General features: G+C 67.5%; 20 protein-coding genes. 9 read left to right on the forward strand and 11 right to left on the reverse strand.

Annotated elements, in window-relative coordinates; translation table 11 throughout:
- Positions 1–167: 167 nt before the first annotated feature.
- From PKD89_RS05025 to dnaA, 4 genes are all read right to left on the reverse strand, one after another.
- Positions 168–527, reverse strand: a complete 360-nt coding sequence (locus PKD89_RS05025) for a DciA family protein (RefSeq protein WP_287376202.1) — start codon at positions 525–527, stop codon at positions 168–170.
- Positions 524–1,639: a DNA replication/repair protein RecF gene (gene recF / locus PKD89_RS05030; protein WP_287376206.1), complete on the reverse strand. Its 1,116-nt coding sequence runs from the start codon at positions 1,637–1,639 to the stop codon at positions 524–526. The genes PKD89_RS05025 and recF overlap by 4 nt, the downstream gene beginning before the upstream one ends.
- A gap of 21 nt (positions 1,640–1,660) precedes the next feature.
- Positions 1,661–2,755 (reverse strand): DNA polymerase III subunit beta, encoded by a 1,095-nt coding sequence (gene dnaN / locus PKD89_RS05035; RefSeq protein ID WP_287376208.1) that lies wholly within the window; start codon positions 2,753–2,755, stop codon positions 1,661–1,663.
- Between the two features lie 232 nt (positions 2,756–2,987).
- The gene (gene dnaA, locus PKD89_RS05040; protein ID WP_287376211.1) at positions 2,988–4,430 is read right to left on the reverse strand and encodes a chromosomal replication initiator protein DnaA; all 1,443 of its coding nucleotides are present in this window, start codon (positions 4,428–4,430) and stop codon (positions 2,988–2,990) included.
- A gap of 370 nt (positions 4,431–4,800) precedes the next feature.
- Between dnaA and rpmH the strand changes: the two genes are divergently transcribed.
- The 9 genes from rpmH (at position 4,801) to PKD89_RS05085 (ending at position 12,158) form a co-directional block, all read left to right on the forward strand.
- On the forward strand, positions 4,801–4,935 hold the full coding sequence (gene rpmH, locus PKD89_RS05045) for a 50S ribosomal protein L34 (RefSeq protein ID WP_287376213.1): 135 nt from the start codon (positions 4,801–4,803) through the stop codon (positions 4,933–4,935).
- Complete coding sequence (gene rnpA / locus PKD89_RS05050; protein ID WP_287376603.1) at positions 4,932–5,261, forward strand: ribonuclease P protein component; 330 nt, start codon at positions 4,932–4,934, stop codon at positions 5,259–5,261. Before rpmH ends, rnpA begins: the two co-directional genes overlap by 4 nt.
- Positions 5,261–5,560 carry a membrane protein insertion efficiency factor YidD gene (yidD, locus tag PKD89_RS05055; RefSeq protein WP_320412786.1) on the forward strand — a complete coding sequence of 100 codons (300 nt, stop codon included), beginning with the start codon at positions 5,261–5,263 and terminating at the stop codon, positions 5,558–5,560. The genes rnpA and yidD overlap by 1 nt, the downstream gene beginning before the upstream one ends.
- A complete protein-coding gene (locus tag PKD89_RS05060; RefSeq protein WP_289012072.1) occupies positions 5,553–6,719 on the forward strand; it encodes a YidC/Oxa1 family membrane protein insertase in 1,167 nt (388 codons plus the stop codon). Before yidD ends, PKD89_RS05060 begins: the two co-directional genes overlap by 8 nt.
- Positions 6,720–6,721: 2 nt before the next feature.
- On the forward strand, positions 6,722–7,621 hold the full coding sequence (locus tag PKD89_RS05065; RefSeq protein WP_287376219.1) for a protein jag: 900 nt from the start codon (positions 6,722–6,724) through the stop codon (positions 7,619–7,621).
- A 141-nt stretch (positions 7,622–7,762) separates the two neighbouring features.
- A complete protein-coding gene (locus PKD89_RS05070; protein WP_324332297.1) occupies positions 7,763–8,899 on the forward strand; it encodes a hypothetical protein in 1,137 nt (378 codons plus the stop codon).
- Between the two features lie 43 nt (positions 8,900–8,942).
- On the forward strand, positions 8,943–10,079 hold the full coding sequence (locus PKD89_RS05075) for an RCC1 domain-containing protein (protein ID WP_289012070.1): 1,137 nt from the start codon (positions 8,943–8,945) through the stop codon (positions 10,077–10,079).
- Between the two features lie 269 nt (positions 10,080–10,348).
- Positions 10,349–11,191: a ParA family protein gene (locus PKD89_RS05080; RefSeq protein ID WP_425591231.1), complete on the forward strand. Its 843-nt coding sequence runs from the start codon at positions 10,349–10,351 to the stop codon at positions 11,189–11,191.
- A gap of 37 nt (positions 11,192–11,228) precedes the next feature.
- Complete coding sequence (locus PKD89_RS05085) at positions 11,229–12,158, forward strand: ParB/RepB/Spo0J family partition protein (RefSeq protein WP_287376229.1); 930 nt, start codon at positions 11,229–11,231, stop codon at positions 12,156–12,158.
- An 82-nt stretch (positions 12,159–12,240) separates the two neighbouring features.
- On the opposite strand, the gene trxA is transcribed toward PKD89_RS05085, so the two are convergent.
- From trxA to PKD89_RS05120, 7 genes are all read right to left on the reverse strand, one after another.
- The gene (gene trxA, locus PKD89_RS05090; protein WP_287376232.1) at positions 12,241–12,567 is read right to left on the reverse strand and encodes a thioredoxin; all 327 of its coding nucleotides are present in this window, start codon (positions 12,565–12,567) and stop codon (positions 12,241–12,243) included.
- 80 nt (positions 12,568–12,647) lie between these two features.
- Complete coding sequence (gene trxB, locus PKD89_RS05095) at positions 12,648–13,613, reverse strand: thioredoxin-disulfide reductase (RefSeq protein ID WP_287376234.1); 966 nt, start codon at positions 13,611–13,613, stop codon at positions 12,648–12,650.
- Positions 13,610–13,963, reverse strand: coding sequence for a hypothetical protein (locus PKD89_RS05100; protein WP_287376235.1), 354 nt, complete (start codon positions 13,961–13,963; stop codon positions 13,610–13,612). The genes trxB and PKD89_RS05100 overlap by 4 nt, the downstream gene beginning before the upstream one ends.
- A 61-nt stretch (positions 13,964–14,024) precedes the next feature.
- On the reverse strand, positions 14,025–14,552 hold the full coding sequence (locus tag PKD89_RS05105; RefSeq protein WP_287376237.1) for a hypothetical protein: 528 nt from the start codon (positions 14,550–14,552) through the stop codon (positions 14,025–14,027).
- Entirely contained in the window at positions 14,549–15,199 is a 651-nt protein-coding gene (locus PKD89_RS05110; protein ID WP_287376238.1) for a sigma-70 family RNA polymerase sigma factor, read from the reverse strand. The genes PKD89_RS05105 and PKD89_RS05110 overlap by 4 nt, the downstream gene beginning before the upstream one ends.
- Positions 15,196–16,734 carry a protein kinase domain-containing protein gene (locus PKD89_RS05115; RefSeq protein ID WP_287394271.1) on the reverse strand — a complete coding sequence of 513 codons (1,539 nt, stop codon included), beginning with the start codon at positions 16,732–16,734 and terminating at the stop codon, positions 15,196–15,198. The genes PKD89_RS05110 and PKD89_RS05115 overlap by 4 nt, the downstream gene beginning before the upstream one ends.
- A gap of 41 nt (positions 16,735–16,775) precedes the next feature.
- Positions 16,776–18,950 carry a DUF6049 family protein gene (locus tag PKD89_RS05120; RefSeq protein ID WP_287376242.1) on the reverse strand — a complete coding sequence of 725 codons (2,175 nt, stop codon included), beginning with the start codon at positions 18,948–18,950 and terminating at the stop codon, positions 16,776–16,778.
- Between the last annotated feature and the right edge of the window lies 1 nt (position 18,951).

Consider the following 18,951-nt stretch of genomic DNA (forward strand, 5'->3'; position numbering starts at 1 on the left):
GTGGGTGCGAAAGAGGGGTATATGGATCGAATGACAACGCTTGCCGTTAAAGAACACACAGGATGTGGATAACCATGTGGAAACAATGTGGCTGTCACACCATCCGGCCGCTGGGGCCGGCGATCATCATAGCCCATCGTGAAGGTCCCGCCGACCGGTTGACCCGCTCAGCGCCCGTCTGGGGCCCCCGGGGCGCCCTCCCCGGGGGCCCCACCAGATCGACCCTCGGAAGTAACACGCACCCGTACGGTGGCGACGACGTCGTCCCCGACCAGTCGATTGAGCGTCCCGGCCAGCTCGCGGCTGATCAGGTTGAGCTCCTCGGCCACCACGGGATCGGTGGTACTCACCACCAGCTCGCCGGACACCAGCTCGCTCGGCCAACACCAGCCGGCGAGGCGAGATCCCACGATGGTGGCCCACTTGGTTCGAATCACCTCGTGGGCGTCGACCGACGGCCGTCCGAGGTGGGCCAGCACCGCATCGAGCGAGTTGGACACGTGGCGCGACGAACGACGGGGACTCATCGCCAGCTCACCTCGCCGGCACCGACCACTTCGAGCACGGCCGACGGCGAGATCTCGTCGGGCAGGTCGGCGGCGGTGGTCAGCAGGGTCTGACCGGCGGGCACCGCCCGCAACAGCGCCGAGCGCCGCTGAGCGTCCAGCTCGGAGAGTACGTCGTCGAGCACGAGGATCGGCGGGGTGCCGTAGCGGTCAGTCAATAACCGGTGAACCGCCAGGCGCAACGACAAGGCCAGGCTGCGCTGCTCACCCTGGGAAGCATGGGTGCGCGCCGCCATCTGCTCCAGATCGATCTGGAGCTCGTCTCGGTGCGGCCCGACGAGCGTGACGCCCCGCCGCAGCTCGTCGCGACGGGCCTCCCCGAGCGCCACCTCCAGCCCGGCTGCGCGCCAGGGCGCTTCGTAGGTGAGCGTGACGTCGCAGGTGACGCCGGCGAGCTCCTCGTAGGCGGCGCTCACCAACGGCGACAGCTCTGCGCACAGGCTGGCCCGCTCGTCGCCCAGCCGGGTGCCGCGATCGACCAACTGGGCGTTCCACACCTCCAGCGTCAGCTTGGCCGCCTCGTCGAGCGAACCCTTGGACTGGCGCAGCAACGCGTTGCGCTGGCGCAGCACCTTGTCGTAGTCCGCCCGAACGGCGTCGAGCCGGGGATCACGAGCGACCAACGCGTCGTCGAGCAGGCCCCGCCGCTCCGAAGGGCCGCCCTTGATCAGCACCAGGTCGTCAGGGGAAAACACGGTGACCCGCCCGACGCCGGCCACGTCCCGACGCCGCGCACCCGACTGCCGGTTGAGCAACACACGACCCCGGCCGCGCGCCGAGATCTCGCTCTCGATCAGTGCCCGACGGGCTTCACCGCTCGCCTGCCAGGCACCATCGGGGCCCGGCTCCTCCAGCTCGGCTCGCACCACCGCTGCCTCGGCCCCCCGGCGCACCAGGGCCTCGTTGGGGACGCCGCGCACGCTGGTCAGCAGCAACGGCCAGGCCACCGCCTCGACCAGGTTGGTCTTGCCGATGCCGTTTGGGCCCACCACGGCGGTCAATCCGATCGGCAGATCGAGCGTCAGCTCCTCGTAGGTGCGGAACTGACGCAGCTCCAGGCGGCGAAGAAACATGTGGCGGCCGGCCCCGCCGGCTCAGGACACGCGTACGGGCATCAGCAGGTACAGGAAGTCGTCGGCCTCCGAGCCGCGCAGCACCGCCGGCTTGTTGTCCCCGATCGTCTCCACCCGAACCTCGTCGCCGCGGGCAGCATCCAGGCCATCGAGCAGGTAGTCCGGGTTGAAGGCGATGGTCAGGCCCTCGCCCTCGAAGCTGACGTCGAGCTGCTCGGAGGCATGACCGACGTCCTGGGTGACCGCCACCAACTCGAGCGCGTTGTGGGTCATCTCCAGCCGAACCGGGGTCGATTCGCGAGCCATCAACTTCACGCGACGGACGGCGTCGATCAGCGCCTGCCGATCGACGGTGAGCGTGTTGGCCTGGGTATCGGGGATCAGGCCGCGGTAGTTGGGGAAATCGCCGGTGATCAGCCGGGTGGTGACCCGCACCCCGCCGATGCGAAACGTGGCGTCCTGGGCGCCGAGCACCAGGGTGACCTCGCTGGCATCGCCAAGCGAGCGGATCACCTCGGCAAGGGCGCGCGACGGCACCAACACCGACTGGCCCTCCTCGAGCACCGACTGGCCGGCCAGGTCCCTCACCGCCAAGCGATAGCTGTCGGTGGCCACCAGGCGCAGCCCGTCGCCCTCGGCGGCCAACTGCACGCCGGTGAGGATCAAGCGGTTGTCGTCGTTGGACGCGGCCGGCACCACCTGACGCAGCCCGTCGGCGAGCGCTGCCGCCGACAGGGTGACCGAATCAGCGGTCGGCTCGGCGATCTGAGGGTACTCCTCGGGGGGAATCACGTTGACCGAGAACTCCGAGCGGCCCCCGGTGATCGTCGCCTCGTCGGCCTCGACGGTGACGTTGACCGCCCCGGGCTCGAGGGCGCGAACGATGTCGGCCAGCAGGCGGGCGGGAATCACGGCCACACCGTCGTCGCCACCGGCCACCTCGATCTCGGCGGTGACGGTGAGGTCGAGATCGGATCCGGTGACCTCGAGATGGTCGCCCTCCAAGCGCAGGCGAAGGCCGGCGAGCACCGGCAGCGCACCGCCGCGTCCTGAGGTTGCTCGACCGGCACTGCCGACCGCGTCTGCCAGCACATCGCGTTCACATCGGAACTTCACGGTTCGCCTACTCCTTCTGCTGTGATGAGATGACTACTCCAGGTAGGTGAAGTAGTAGGGCCTGTGGATTGTGGAGAACCTAGCCCAAAGCCTTGTGTTTGCTGGGGAGACGCGTCCACCGTTCGTCCACTGCGATCCCCAGGCGCGCCGGGGTCGGCGCGGTCGCTGTGGGGACGGTCGGCCGGCTGTCCCCAGGGCGAGGGCGGTGTGCCCACAGCCCTGTCCCCAGGGGTCATAACCCGTTCTTGATCTTCTGGATCAGCGACTGAACGTCCTGATAGATCTGCGGGCGCTCGGCCATCAGCGCCTTGATCTTCTCGAAGGCATGGATGACCGTCGTGTGATCCCGGCCCCCGTAGATCTTGGCGATCTGCGGGTAGGACAGCTCGGTGAGCTCCCGGAACAGGTACATGCCAACCTGCCGGGCGGTCACCAGCGGACGACGACGGCTCTTCGACTTCAGCTCCTCGATGCTGAACCCGTAGAACTCGGCGGTCGCCTCGAGGATGCGGTCAGGGGTGACGATGCGCCCCCCGCCGGCCGAGAGGTCGCCGAGCACCTGCCGGGCGCTCTCCATCGTCACCGGTGTGCGGGTGAGGTTGGCGTACGCGGTGACCCGGTTGAGGGCGCCCTCGAGCTCGCGGATGTTGTTGGTGATGTTGGTGACGATGAACTCGAGCACCTCGGCGGGCAGGGGGAACTCGGACTGCTCGGACTTCTTGCGCACAATGGCCAGGCGGGTTTCGAAGTCCGGCGGCTGAATGTCGGTGATCAGGCCCATCTTGAAGCGGCTGCGGAGGCGGTCCTCCAGCGTGGCGATCGAGTCCGGCGGGCGGTCGGAGCTCAACACGATCTGACGGTTGGCCTCATACAGCGTGTTGAAGGTGTGGAAGAACTCCTCCTGAAGCTGTTCCTTGCCCTCCATGAACTGGATGTCGTCCACCAACAGCACGTCGTTCTCGCGATAGCGGCGCTTGAAGTCGGGTTGCTGGTTGTTGCGGATGGCGTCGACGAACTCGTTGAGCAGCTCCTCGGTTGACAGGTAGCGCACCCGGTAGGAGGGGTAGTTCTCCGACACGTAGTGGGCGATCGCCTGGAGCAGATGGGTTTTGCCCAGCCCGGCCGAGCCGTAGACGAAGAGCGGGTTGTAGGAGCGGGCCGGCGTCTCGGCAACCGAGAGCGCAGCGGCCTGAGCGAAGCGGTTGGATGGGCCGGTGACGAACGAAGCGAAGGTGTATCGGTTGTTCAGCCCACCGGCGCGCAGGTTGCCGGGAGCGCTGTCCACCCCTGCGCCGGGCGTCGGGGAGACGTTCGCTTGGCCGGGCCCTGCCGGTCGGTTCATGCCCGACTGTTGACCGGACCCACCGGTCTCTGGCGGGCCGGGGTGGGGAGGCTCGTGGTGGTTGGAGTCGGGGTCGACCTCGACCGCCAGGTCCACCCCTTCCATGCCCAGGTCGGCGATCACGCCCATCAGAAGCGGACGGAAGCGATTGTCGATGCGATCCCGCAGCACCAGGCTGGGTGCCACGATCGTCAGGGTTACCCCGTCGAAATCGACGGCGCGGACCTCACTGAAGGTGGTACGCCACACCACGTTGGACACCTGGTGTGTCACGCCGCGGGCGACGGCTTCCCAGACCGATGTGGCTTCATCCTCCATGGAGCGGCGTTTCACCTCAGACTTTGTCCACAAGGCAGTCCACATACTGTGGATGAGCCGTCATGGACGACAAACTGGCGAGATTCTCGAGTTGTTCTGCGGCTCGTGACGTGTGACCGCCAAGACGGACTGGCCGCTTCGTGTCAAGGGCGTCCCGTAGCTGCGGACCGGAGGACGACCGTACCATCAGCATGTGAACGGCTCCACCCCCGGTCTGGTATTCCGGCCAATGAAGCCGCGGGTTGCCTAGGTGTGCGGGCGACCCGTAACGTTGAAGGTCCCTGTGTCGTCTCGGCGCAGACGGCCATTCCCATCCCCATACAGGCCGGCCCAGTCGGCACCGCCCCCAGCAAGCTTGTCCGGGGCACCATTCAGGAGGATCCAGGTGAAGCGCACCTACCAACCAAAGACGCGCCGTCGTGCGCGTCGTCACGGCTTTCGTCATCGCATGTCCGAACGTTCGGGTCGCTCCATCGTGAAGGCCCGGCGGCGCAAGGGCCGCGCACGCCTGTCGGCCTGACGTGGCGTCTTACCGGTCGCCAAGCCTTTCGGTCACTGCGTCAGGCGGGGCGGAAGGGTCACAGCGGACCGGTCACGGTGATCGCAGCCCCATCGGACGCAGCGCGTCCACGGGTGGCCTTCGCCCTCGGTCGCAAGCTGGGTCCGGCGGTGACGCGAAACCTGATCCGGCGCCGGCTTCGCCATCTGCTGGCGAGCCTGGAACAGGGTGGAAAGCTGCCGACGATGGACTACCTGATCATCGGATCCCCCGGCATCGCGACGCTGACCTTCGAGCAACTCCGAGCCCACCTGAGTCGGGCGATCGCGGCAGCCACCCGTCGGTGATGGCTCGCCTTCTCGGCCGGATGGTCCACGCCTACCAGGTGATGACCGACGGCCGACCCTCCCCCTGCCGATATGTGCCCAGCTGTTCGTCCTACGCTGCAGAGGCGCTGGAGACCCACGGAGCCCTGCGTGGTGGGTCCATGGCCGTCCGTCGCATCTGTCGCTGTCACCCCTGGAGTTCCAGCGGCTGGGACCCGGTTCCCGACGCTTCGGGACACCAGGCCCCGGAGCCACAGCTCGGTGATTCTCAGCCGTCCGCTATCCCCCGCTCACGAAACGACGTGAAACCAGATGCCTGACCTGCTTGGTCCCTTCTCCCCGCTGTTCGAGTTCTTCGGCTCCATCGTGGCCGCCATCTACAGCGTCATCCCCTCGTTTGGGATGTCGATCGTGTTGTTCACCGTGCTCGTGATGCTCATCGTCACGCCGCTCACGGTGAAGAGCACCAAATCGATGCTGCAGATGCAGCGACTCCAGCCCGAACTCAAACAGATTCAGGCCAAGTACAAGGGCGACCGGGAGCGCCTCAACACCGAGTTGATGGTGTTCTACAAGGAAAACAACATCAGCCCGGTCGGTGGCTGCCTCCCCGTGTTGGCCCAGGCGCCCGTGTTCATCGTGATGTACCACCTGATCCGTGGTCTGACGAACCGTTTGGGTGGGCCCTCCGCCGGTGTCGGTCACATCGCCGAGCAGGTAGCCAACAACACGTCGCCCCTGACGTCCTGGGTGTTCACCGACCAGACCTTCAACCCCGAGCACGTCAACACGGCCACGGCGTTCTACAAGACCCTGAGCACTCAGAACACGATGCCGTTCTTCAACCGGGTGTTCACGCTCGACCTGGCGAAGACGCCGGCCGAGGCCTGGGCCCAGGGTTTCGTGTCGTTTGCGCCCTACCTGGTGTTGTTGATTCTGATCCTGGTCATCCAGGTGATCCAGAACCGTCAGATCCAGGCCCGCAACCCGGCGGCAAACGCCAACCCTACCCAGGCGATGATCCTCAAGGTCATGCCGTTCGTGTTGCCGGTGTTCGCCTTCAACTTCGCCGGTGCTCTGGCCGTGTACTGGGGCGTGCAGGGGCTGATGCGGATCGGCACCCAGAGCTACATCACCAAGGAGCTCTACGGGAAGGACGGCCCCGGCGTGCATCATGTGCCGGGCAAGGGCAAGGGACATCTCACCGAGGCCGAAGCCGACGCCAAGGAGAAGAAGAAGGCCCCCAACCCCCGCAGCGAGAGCGCCAAGGCCAAGTCGAACGGCTCCAAGCCCGCTGCGGCGGGCCGGCCTACCAAGTCGGGTACGGCCCCCAAGGGCCGCACGCGTAACACACCCAGCCGAGCGAAGAGCGGTAGCGCTCGACGGACCTCGGCAACCACATCTGGTGGGAAAAGCACAACCGGCGGCACAGGCCGCCGATCAGGAGACCCCCGCTCAGGGGACGAACAAGGGAAGTAGCTATGGAGTGGATCGAACTGACCGGCAAGACGATCGAGGAGGCCCGTGATCAGGCTCTCGACAAGCTGGGTGTGCACGAATCGGAGGCGGAGATCGAGGTGCTCGAGCACCCGAGCGTCTCGATGTTTGGCCGTGTGAAGTCGATGGCCCGCATTCGTGCCCGTGTCGCCCCGGTGGCGGCTCCGGCGAAGGAAGAGCGTCGTCGCAAGGGCGGATCGCGCAACGACGGTGGCGCGAAGGCGCCGGCCAAGCAGGCCCAGGCCAAGCAGAGCCAAACGTCAGCTCCGGCCGAGCAGAGCGACACCGCCGCCGGTCAGACCGGTGGCGGATCCGGCAGCGGCCGCAGCGACAGTGGACGGTCCGGCGGTCAGCGTCGTCAGCGCCCCGCCGGCCGGGACCGCGACACAGTGACCGCGGACGACGGGCCCACGCCCGACCCGATGACGGCCGACGAGGTGGCCTCCACCGTCGAAGAGTTCCTCGGTGGGCTCATGTCCGCCGCAGGGCAGACCGTCACCACCAGCAGCGAGATCGACGGTGACCGTGTCGATGTGACGGTGGCCGGTGATGATCTCGGCGTGATGGTGGGCCATCGCGGCGCCACTGCCGACGCGGTGCTCGAGCTGTCCAAGGCCGTGATGCTGAAGGTGGCCAAGGGTGGCACCGAGGTGCGCCTTGGTGTCGACGTCGCCGGTTACAAGGGCCTGCGACGCGAAGCGCTCGAGGGCTTCGGTGGTGACCTGGCCCGCCAGGTGGCCGAGTCCGGCGATGCCTTGGTGCTGGAGCCGATGGGCTCGATCGACCGCAAGATCGTTCACGACGCCGTCAACGCCGTCGACGGCGTTCGCACCGAGTCCGAGGGCCAGGGGCGTGACCGGCGCGTGGTGATCCGCCCGGCCTGATCGGCACCCACAAGTTCAGAGTACGAAGCGATGCCCCGGTCACCGTGCCGGGGCATCGTCGCGTTTCACGTGAAACATCCCGCGGCAGGGTATTAGGATCCGCTGACGGCCCCGATGGGTGTCCGACAAGGGGGAGCAATCATGCGTGTTCGCTTGTTCGCAGTGGTCCTGGCGACGGCCTTTCTGGTTGTTGGGTGCACCGGTCAACCCCCTGCCGGTCCGGTCGTTGGGATCTCCGCCGGCGGCAACCACACGTGTGTCGTGCGCGGCAATGGCACGGTGGCCTGTTGGGGCGACAACGCCGCCGGCTGGCTCGGCGACGGCACGACGACCGGATCGAGCGTGCCCGTCGGAGTCGTCGGCATCACCGACGCCATCGCCGTCACCAACAGCGACTATCAGTCGTGTGCGCTCCACGCCGATGGGCGGGTGTCCTGTTGGGGTTTCAACGGCCAGGGTCAGCTCGGTAACGGCACGACGACCGCCTCGAGCGTGCCCGTCCCGGTCACCGGCGTCACCAACGCCACCGCCGTGGCCATCGGCAACACCCATTCGTGTGCCCTGCTCGCTGACGGCGGGGTGTCGTGCTGGGGCTATAACGTCAACGGCGAGCTCGGCAACGGCACGACCGTCCCCCTCTCCACCGTTCCCGTCCCGGTCACCGGCATCACCAACGCCACCGCCTTGGCCGCAAACGCCTTTCACTCGTGCGCCGTGCTCGCCGACGGCGGGGTGGAGTGTTGGGGGGGCAACAACTACGGCCAGCTGGGCAACGGCACGAGTCTCCAGTCCAATGTGCCGGTTGCGGTCACCGGTCTCACCGACGCCACCGACCTCGCCGTCGGTTACTACCACTCGTGTGCGATCGTAGGTGGCGGCGGGGCGGCCTGTTGGGGGCAGGGTGGTTACGGCCAACTCGGCGACGGCGTGCGGCCCTCGTTCGCGCTGGTGCCGGTTGCGGTCAGCGGCATCACCGACGCGACCGCCCTGATCGCCGGCGATCGGCACACCTGCGCGATCCTGGGCAATGGTGACATGTCGTGTTGGGGGTCCAACTGGTTCGGGCAGCTGGGCAACGGCACAAACGACGAATCGATCGCGCCCATCGCCGTCCCAGGGATCACCGGAGTCACGGACCTGGCGGCGGGCACGGGCCACACGTGCGTCATTGTCGACGACGAAGCCGTGTCCTGTTGGGGGCACAACGCCTCTGGTCAATTGGGTAACGGCACCACCATGTCATCGAACGTTCCTGTCCCGGTTCCAGGGTTGTCCTGATGGTGTTCACTACGCTGGGTGACGTCTGACAAGGGAAGCAATTATGCGTGTTCGTTGGTTCATGGCGGTCCTGGCGACCGCTCTTGTGGTTGTTGGGTGCACCGGTCCGCCCCCTCCCGAGCCGATCATCGCCGTCGCTGCTGGTGGCGACCATTCGTGCGCACTGCGTGGTGATGGCACCGTGTCGTGTTGGGGCGAGAACTTCACCGGGGCGCTCGGAGACGGTACGACCACCGATTCGAGGGTGCCCGTCGCAGTGGTCGGCATCGCCAATGCCACCGCCATCGCGGCCAGCAACTTCCAGACGTGTGCGCTACTCGCTGATGGTGGGGTGTCGTGTTGGGGTTTCAACGGCCAGGGTCAGCTGGGTAACGGCACGACGACCGATTCGAGCGTGCCCGTCCCGGTCACCGGCATCACCGATGCCACCGCCGTGGCCATCGGCAACTCCCACTCGTGTGCGCTGCTCGCTGACGGCGGGGTCTCCTGCTGGGGGCGCAACGACTACGGCCTTCTCGGCGACGGCACGACCATCGACTCGAGCGTGCCCATCCCGGTCACCGGCATCACCGACGCCACCGCCATCGCCTCACACGGCTATCACTCGTGTGCGCTGCTCGCCGACGGCGGGGTGTCGTGTTGGGGGATCAACCAATGGGGTCAGCTCGGCAACGGCACGGCCTCCTGGTTCTCCAATGTGCCGGTTGAGGTCAGCGGTCTCAGCAATGCCACCGGGCTGGCCGTCGGCTACGCCCACGCGTGCGCGATCGTGGATGGCGGCGGAGCGGTCTGTTGGGGGCAGGGTGGTTACGGCCAACTCGGCGACGGCGTGCGGCCCTCGTACGCATTGGTGCCGGTTGCGGTCGCCGGCATGACCGACGCGACCGCCCTGATCGCCGGCGATCGGCACACCTGCGCGATCCTGGGCAATGGTGACATGTCGTGTTGGGGGTCCAACTGGTTCGGGCAGCTGGGCAACGGCACAAACGACGAATCGATCGCGCCCATCGCCGTCCCAGGGATCACCGGAGTCACGGACCTGGCGGCGGGCACCGGCCACACGTGCGTCATTGTCGACGACGAAGCCGTGTCCTGTTGGGGGTACAACTATTTTGGTCAGTTGGGTAACGGCACCACCATGTCATCGAACGTTCCTGTCCCGGTTCCAGGGTTCTCCTAAGTTGACCGAGGATCGGTTCGGCGACCGATCGTGCGTTTCACGTGAAACCATCAAGACCGGGCTCGCCCGTACGCCCGAGTGGCATCGCCCCAGGAGGCGTTTCGGTTTCACGTGGAACGTTTCGCTGAACGCAGCCCGTCCGCCGTCATTATCTGGGTGGGATGCACCAGCATTCATCAGGGATGCCGTAACCTCAGGAGCGATCGGTTGAACTTGAGGCGGAGACCGGTTCGACCACGACAGGCATTGAGCCGAGAAGGATGGCCAGCGTGAGCGAGGAAGTACTCGACCATCGCCAAGTTGAGGTCAACGCAACGGACGGGCGTGCTGCCGAACCGACGCAGACGCCGCGTGTCATCGCCATCGCCAATCAGAAGGGCGGCGTTGGCAAGACCACGACTACGGTGAACTTGGGAGCGACGCTCGCCGAGTTGGACCTGCGGGTGTTGGTGGTCGACCTCGACCCTCAGGGAAACGCCTCGACCGGACTCGGGCTGGACAGCCGAACGGTCGACGTGTCGATGTACGACGTGCTGTTGCACGACCAGCCGATGGAGGACTGCATCGAGCCCACCTCGGTGAAGGGCCTGTTCGTCGCACCCTCCAACCTCGATCTCGCGGGCGCCGAGATCGAGCTCGTTCCGGCCTTCAGCCGAGAGCAGCGGTTGAAGCGAGCCATCGACTCGGTGGTCGACCGCTTCGACTACGTGCTGATCGACTGCCCACCTTCGCTGGGGCTGCTCACGGTCAACGCCTTCGCCGCCGCTTCGGAGGTGCTGGTGCCGATCCAATGCGAGTACTACGCACTGGAGGGGTTGGGACAGTTGATCCGCAATATCGACCAGGTTCAGCGCAACCTGCACCCCGATCTGAAGCTTGGCAACCTGGTGCTGACGATGTACGACGGGCGTACCCGCCTGTCCGACGAGGTCGCATCTCAGGTGCGCGAGCACTTCGGGGACAAGGTGTGCCGCAATGTCATCCCCCGGAGCGTTCGCCTGTCGGAGGCACCCTCCTACGGCATGCCGATCACGCTGTTCGATACGTCTTCCCGTGCCGCCGTGGCCTATCGGGAACTGGCCAGGGAGGTTCATGAACGTGGGGCGCCGTAGTGCATTGGGACGGGGACTGGATTCCCTGATTCCGCCGATGGAAGAAGCCGAACCCTCAACAGACGCCGAGGTGGTGTCCGATGCTGGTTCCGCTTCCGTTCCGCAGGGGGTGCAGGAGGTACCCCTCGACGACATCCGAGCCAACCCGTACCAACCGCGCGTGGACTTTGATGATGAGGCACTTGGTGGGTTGGCCGCCTCGATCGAGGCGCTTGGCGTGCTCCAACCGCTGCTGGTGCGGCCGGCAGATCACGGGACCTATCACCTCATCGCCGGCGAGCGACGCTGGCGGGCGGCACGCCGCGCCGGACTGAGTACCGTGCCGGTGCTCGTGCGTCACGGTGACGACCAAGCTGCGCTGGAAGAGGCGCTGGTTGAGAACCTGCACAGGGAAGACCTCAACCCGTTGGAGGAAGCGGTCGGCATCCAGCAGTTGATGGATGAGTTTGGGTTGTCACACTCGGCCGCCGCAGCCCGGTTGGGGCGCAGCCGACCGGCGGTCACCAACCTGTTGCGCCTGCTTCAGTTGCCCGCCGAGATCCAGCGGCTCGTCCGGGACGGAGCGCTCAGTGCCGGGGCGGCGCGAGCGGTGCTGTCGCTGCCCGACGAGCCATCGCAGACGTCGGTGGCCCAGCGCGCCGTCGACGAGGAACTGTCGGTGCGGGCGGTTGAGGAACTGGTGCGGGCGCGCCACGATCTGGCCGAGCGGGTCCCAAGCGGTCGGGGGCGTCCACGGCCCAACTCGCCCGCTACCGACCATCGCCAGAACGGGTCGACGACCAACGAGCCCGACCTTGCACCGGAGGATCGTCCCGCCGGCGTGCTCGAGCTGGAACAGTTGCTGTCCGACCGGCTGTCGACGTCGGTGGCGGTCGAACTCTCCGCCAAGAGAGGGCGCATCCTGGTCGAGTTTGCCGACCTGGACGACCTGGAGCGGCTTTACCGGATCGTGATCGGCGACGAGTAACCCAGGTCGTCCTCCACAGCTGTGGATAACCCTGTGGTCTCCTCGGGGACAACGACCGAAACTGTGGGCAAGCCTGTTGGGGTTACAGGTAGCTGGCGAGCTTGTCTTCCAGCTGTGGCTTGCCCATCGCGCCGGTGATGCGCAGGTCGGGCTCGCCGCCGGAGAAGACGATCATGGTGGGGATGCCCTGAATGCCGAAGCGCATGGCCAGGGTCTGCTCGGAGTCGACGTCCACCTTGGCGATGCGGATCTTGCCGGCATGCTCTTGGGCGATCTCCTCAAGCACAGGAGCGATCATCTTGCACGGCCCGCACCATTCGGCCCAGAAGTCCACCAACACAGGCGTGTCGCTACCAGCGACCTCTTCGGTGAAGTTTGCCTGGGTGAGATGAGTGATTCCTGCAGCCATCGGTCCTCTTTCAGATTGGGGGTTTCCAAGATGGGGTCGCCCTGTGTAACCGGCGCGTCACCCTTGGCATTCCCCGGGGGTCACTCTCCCCGGGTCTCCAGCCAGCGCTCGGCGTCGATCGCTGCCATGCAACCGCTTCCTGCGGCGGTGATCGCCTGGCGGTACGTCTCGTCCTGAACGTCGCCGCAGGCAAACACGCCTTCGACCGACGTGCGGGTTCCGTCGGCGACGGTCTCGATGTAGCCGTCGTCGTCGGTGGCCAGCTGGCCGAGGAACAGGTCGGTGTTTGGACGGTGACCGATGGCGACGAAGAATCCGGCCATCGGCACGGTGGAGACAGCGTCGGTGGTGAGGTCACGAAGCTTGACCGCCTCGAGCGTCTCGTCACCGACCAGGTCCTCGACCACCGTGTTCCACATGAACTTGATCTTGGGGTGTTCCATGGCGCGCTCGGCCATGATCTTGGAGGCGCGCAGCTCGTCGCGACGGTGGATCACCGTGACCGAGCCTGCCATGCGTGCGAGGAAGAGGGCCTCCTCCATCGCCGAGTCGCCTCCGCCGACCACAGCGACGTCGCGGCCTCGGAAGAAAAACCCGTCACAGGTGGCACACGTCGACACGCCGCGTCCCATCAGGTCCCATTCGGCGTCGATCCCGAGCATCAACGCCTGTGCTCCGGTGGACACGATGACGGCATCGGCGGTGTAGGTGGGCTCGGGGGCATCGGGGTCGCCGACCCACAGGCGGTGTGGCGGGCCGGACAGGTCGACCCTGGTGATCTTTGCGGTGATGATCTCGGTGCCGAAGTGCTTGGCCTGTTCGCGCATGGCGAGCATCAGCTCCGGGCCCTGCACCTGGTTGGGAAAGCCGGGAAAGTTCTCGACCTCGGTGGTCAGCATCAACTGGCCGCCCGGCTGATCCGAGGTCGAGGACGGCTCACCCTCGACGAGCAGCGGTTGCAGCTGGGCCCGGGAGGTGTAGATGCCTGCGGTGAGACCGGCGGGACCCGAGCCGATGATGAGGACCTTACGATGAATGATGCTCATTTCGACCGTTTCGACCAGAGGAGGGCCCCGGCGATGACGAAGACAGCGCCAAGGATGAGGTAGGGAGCCCAGACGCCACTTGGGATGAAGGCATCCAACACCCGAACCAGCAAAACGAGCGTCAACACGAGGAGGGGCAGCGCGAGGACTGCGACGATCACTCCATAGACGACGTACTTGGCCAACGCCTGCGCCGGGGTGACCGTGCGGTCGCGCACCCGATCGACCCCGTCGACGATCAGGTCGGCGATCTGGTCGGCCCAGTGGGCATCGGTGCCGTCGGCGGACGGCTGAGGGGTGGTAGCACCCGTGGTGACGGGTTTGGATGTGGTGGCAGACGGCTTGGCCATGATCCCAGCCTACGAGGAGTTGGGGACCCGGTGCCTACCGTGGGGCCGAACGGCCCGCCGCTCATCGCGCGCACACGTCCACACCCAGGCGTGCGGTCAGCTCGCACAGCCACTCGGGAAGCGTTGCGAGGGCCTGGGCGGCGGCCTCGGGTGCGGCTTCGGCTGCGGGTTCGGCGCCGCCCGCTTTGGTCTGATCGGCTACGCCGCGTTCCGCCCGGGCAGCCTCGTCGGCGTTGGTGGCGCCCCCTTCGGCCTGGTCGCTGGCCTCGCTGGTCATCTGTTCTCCGGAGCCACCGATCACCTGAGCGGCGAGGGCGCCGCCGGCGCCAAGGACCAGCAGGACCGCCGCTGCGGCCAGCCAGCGCTGCGGAGCGCTCCGACGTCGGCCCTTCGCCCGGCGGCGACGGTCCAGGTCGTCACCACCCTCGACTTCGGCAGCAACGTCGGCCTCGCCTGCGGGTGTGAGAACGCCGTTGACGGTCAGGTCGTCAAAGTGGGCCAAAGCGTCGGCGATGGCCCGCTCTCGGGCGTTGGAGTCGGGTTGCGGCGGGGGCCCGAGCCCGTCGGAGGGCCGTGTTCGATCGGTCATCGCAGCGACTCCCCGTAGAACCCCAGCTGTCGACGGGCCCGGGCGATCCGGCTGCGCACGGTGCCCACCGGGATCTCGAGCGCCTCGGCGATCTCGGCGTATTCCAGGGCGCCGTATTCGGCGAGCACCAGGGGGACCCGGAAGTCGTCGCTCAGGCCGGCCAGGGCGGCCTCGACCACTTGACGATCGACGACCCGCTGCGCCGGGTCGCCATGGTCGAGACTGCCCTCCGGGGCATCGGCACGTGGGTCCATTGGCTGCTTGGACGTTGCGCGCAGGGCTTCGAGTTCCCGCCGATGGGGATGCCGGGCGTCACCGCCACCCTCGATGGGATCGTGGGGTTGGGGCCGGCGTGCGCGCCGCCGCAGCTCGTCGAGTGCGGCGTTGACCGCGATGCGGTGGCTCCAGGTGCTGAAGCGGGCCCGGTGATCAAATCGGGCGAGGCCCCCCACGATCGACATGAGTGTCGCCTGGGTGGCGTCGTCGGCATCGCTTTGTCCGACCACGCCGCAACAGACCGCATGGAGCCGGTCGTGATGGCGGCGCAGCAGTCGCTCCATCGCCGCACGGTCTCCGGCCTGGGCCGATCGGACCAGGCCGGCATCGACCGCATGGTCGTCGGTGCGGCGGTCGGCGGCCGGGCTCACCCCTGGGTGACAAGGATCTCGGCCTCGTTGATCCGGACCGAATACGGCAGATCCTGGCCCGATTCGGCGTCGCCCAGGTCGGTGATCCACAACAGGACAACCTCGCCCTGTCTCGCCTGCAGGTTGAGCTCGACCGTCCCGGTGGTCACCGGACCAATCGAGGTGGCGACCACGTTGGCCTCGGGGTCGAAGTCCACCAGGTCCTGTTGGCGTTCGAGCACGTAGACATCGGCCGACCATCCCGTCGATGTGGTCGTGAGGTTGAGGCGTTCGATCTGAGCGGGCTTGACGACCCAGCCGATGCCGACGCCGGGCTTGTTACCCAGGTTGGCCGACCCGTAGCTCTCGGTGGACCAGAACGTCTCGTCGTTTTGATCGAAGCTGTTGGGGAGTTCGTCTGCGTGCTCGGCGTCGTCGCCGTTGGGATCGACATCCTGGGCTCCGATGATCTTGGCGACAGCGGGCGGCGCGTCGTCAGCGGGACCGATCAGGTCGGCCTGATCGCCGCCTCCGCTGAGCAGCGCATACGCAATCATCAGGGCCGATCCGACCAAGGCGATCACCAAGGCCGGCACCAGCCAGCGGCGCTCGGTGGAGAAGTTCGAGGTCTCGTTGGTCGGGGTCCGGTCGTCGCCACCCGGTTCGGCGACGGGCATCGCCTCCAGCGTGCCCAGATCGCCGGTGCCGGCCTCGAGCAGCGCCCGGCGCATCGACGCGGCGTCCTGGTAGCGGTCGTCGGGCTCCTTGGCCAGGGACTTCGCAATCACGCCGGCGGTCGCCCGAGGAACGGCGCTGCGCACGCGATGTGCGTTGGGTGGCGTCACGCGCAGCCGGGCCAGCGCCACGGCTGCGTCGCTGTCACCGGTGAAGGGCAGCGAGCCGGTCAGCGCCTCGTAGAGCACCAAGCCGAGCGCGTACAGGTCGGTTCGACCGTCCACTCCCAAGCCTTCCACCTGCTCTGGGGCCAGGTAGGCGGCGGTGCCCACCAGCGTGCCCTCCCGGGTCAGGCCGTCGCCGACGGCGGCCTTGGCGATGCCGAAATCGGCGATCTTCACCCTGCCGTCCCGGCACAACAAGATGTTGGCCGGTTTGATGTCGCGATGGACCAGGTGCGACCCATGGGCGGCAGCCAGGGCGTCGCACACCGAGGTGCCAATGTGCAGTGCATCGTCGGGGCTGAGGCGCTCGTGACGGTCGAGGTGACGCCGCAGGGTGGTGCCGTCGACCAGCTCCATGACGATCGCCTCGACCCCGTCGGCGGAGATCGTGTCGAAGATCGAAACGACGTTGGGATGGGCCAGGCGGGCCGCCGCGATCGCCTCGCGCCGGAAGCGGGTGACCGAGGTGTCGGTCGCCAGGTGGGGGTGGAGGATCTTGACCGCCACCCGGCGATCCAGGACCAGATCGGAGGCCTCCCACACCTGGGCCATGCCACCGGTGCCCACCTTGCGCTCCAGGCGATAGCGCTCGCCGAGCATCGTTCCCGCAGGATAATCGGCCGACGGGGACGGCGAGTCGGTGGCGTTCCCGGGCATGGGGGTGAAGGTTACTGGCCGAGCGGTGCTCGGCTGGGCCATCACTGGCCTTCGGCGTGACGCTTTGCTCGTGCGGTGCGGATCCACCACAGGGCCAACACGGCGAGGGACGCCACCGACAGCGTCACACCCACCCCCGAAAAGGCGCGCGAGCGAACCTGAAACTCCTGGCGTTCGATCACGTCGGATCCCGTCGGCGTCAGGACGTCGGCGGTGACGCTGAATACGCCCGAGGTGACGACCTCGACCGAGACCTCCGATGTGGAGGCGCCAGGTGGCAGCGTCAGCTCGATGCGTCCGTCAGGGTCGGCGTCGGTGAACTTCAGGCGGTCGGATTGAACGCGAAGCGAGACGGTGACGGGGTCGGCCAGTTCGTTGCGGAACCGAAAGGGAACCTTGCTTCGGCGGGCTGCGAGCGTGATCGTGGACAGGTCGCCCAGCGACACCGAGTCGAGCACCGCCTGGGCCCCGCCGCGGCCGGCCAACGCGTAGGCCTCGGACTCGTCGGGGGACAGGCCGAGGTGGGGCGCCACCAGCAGCTGGCGCTGTGCCAGCTCGGCCGCCTCGTTGCCCGGGTCGAGCGTTGACGCCGCGTTGACCGCCTGCTGACCCCGGTAGGTGGCGAACTCCAAGGCCCCGAACTGGGTGACGGTGGCGTTGCGCAGGACGACCTCCGACTCCTTGGGTGGCCCCCCGTTTGATCTCGAAGCGGAGCTGGCTCGACCGACCGCCTTGACGAGCCCGTCGGCGTCGACCGGGGCGAGCACGCCCGTCGCCTCGCTCAACGAGGCGACGAGCGCTCCGAGCTGCCCGTCGGCCAAGGAGTCGGGCACGCGCAGCGCCACGACGTCGAAGGGGCCGGTGGGCCGGTCGGCGTCGGACCCGTCGGTCGGGTCGCCGAGCCGTTCCTCGTTGGCCAGGGGCGCGGCGCTGAGCAGCGCCAGCTGCCGGGCCACCCCGACGGCATCCACCGTGGGGTTCGTGTCGGGGTCGGCATCCGATCGATCAGTCTCGGTTGTGAGGTCGAAGTCGCTCACCGTCAGCGCCGGCAGCGACGCCTTGACGCTGCCCGTGTTGGTGTCCTCGGGTTGCTCGGTCTGGCGCGTCCGACGGTCGGCGGCGTTCACCGTCGTGCCTTCCACCGACGTCGCAGCGCCGGGTTGGTCTCCAGAACGGACGACGTTGGGATCGAGGAGCACGGTCGTGGCGCCCCGGTCGGCGAGGAACCCGACTGTGGGCGCGGCCAGCGTCCAGTCCGGCGGAACGAGGGCATCGTTCACCTCGACGTCGAGCAGGTCGGACAGCCGCCGCTGCGCCACGTCGTAGCTGATCGTCAGCGCCGGATTCTGGGCGACGTCGGCGGCTGCCCACACCCCCAGGTTGAGGGGCACATACGGGGAGGACAACCAGGTGGCACGATCGGCCACTTTCGCCAGCCCGTCGACGACCTGTGCCTCCTCGGGGGACCCGGCGATGGCCAGGGTGTCGAGCAGTTCGGCCGGCAACGACACCGACAGCGCCGATGTGTCGGCATCGGCGGGCACGGTGGCGAGCTGTTCGGTCAGCGCTCTCAGCTCGGTCAGGTCGCCGGTCGAGGGCTTGGCGGCGCCGTCGAGTTGTAGCGAGGGTCCACCGGAGATCGTGCGAATCAGATGAACCAGGCGGGGACGATCGGTGGGGGAGCGACCGAGACGAATGAGTGGCAGCGTGACGGTGTCGAGCTCGTCGCCGTCCTGGAGCAGTCGGACGCTGACCGGATAGATGCCGGCGTCGGGCAGGAAGACCCGGTCGCTGTCGCCGGCCTTCGAGCGCACCGGGATGGTGACGGTGGCGTTGCGGCGACCGTCCCCCGGGGTGGAATCGGGCACTTGACCGCCGACCAGTCCGAGCTCGGCGATGGTGGCTCGTTGTTCGGATCGGAGTGGCGGGCCGGGCTCGCCGTCGAGCGCCGACTCGATCGCTTCGGTCGTGTTGGGGATGAGGCTGTGCACCGTCCAGGCCAGCTCGTCGGTGAGGCGGAGGTCGGCGGTATCGACGCCGAAGCTGAACGTCCCGTCGGCGGGGACGAAGGTCGACGTGTCGACGATGCGCAGCGGTGGCGCGGAGGGGGCGCGCCCGGCTACCCCGGTACCGGCCTGCGCCGCGGGGAGGGGGCCGGCGAGCAGGCCGAGGCCTAACCCCACTGCGAGGCCGACGCCCACCTTCAGACGCGCCATC

Source organism: Candidatus Neomicrothrix sp. (assembly GCF_035329545.1).
Lineage (GTDB): Bacteria > Actinomycetota > Acidimicrobiia > Acidimicrobiales > Microtrichaceae > Microthrix > Microthrix subdominans.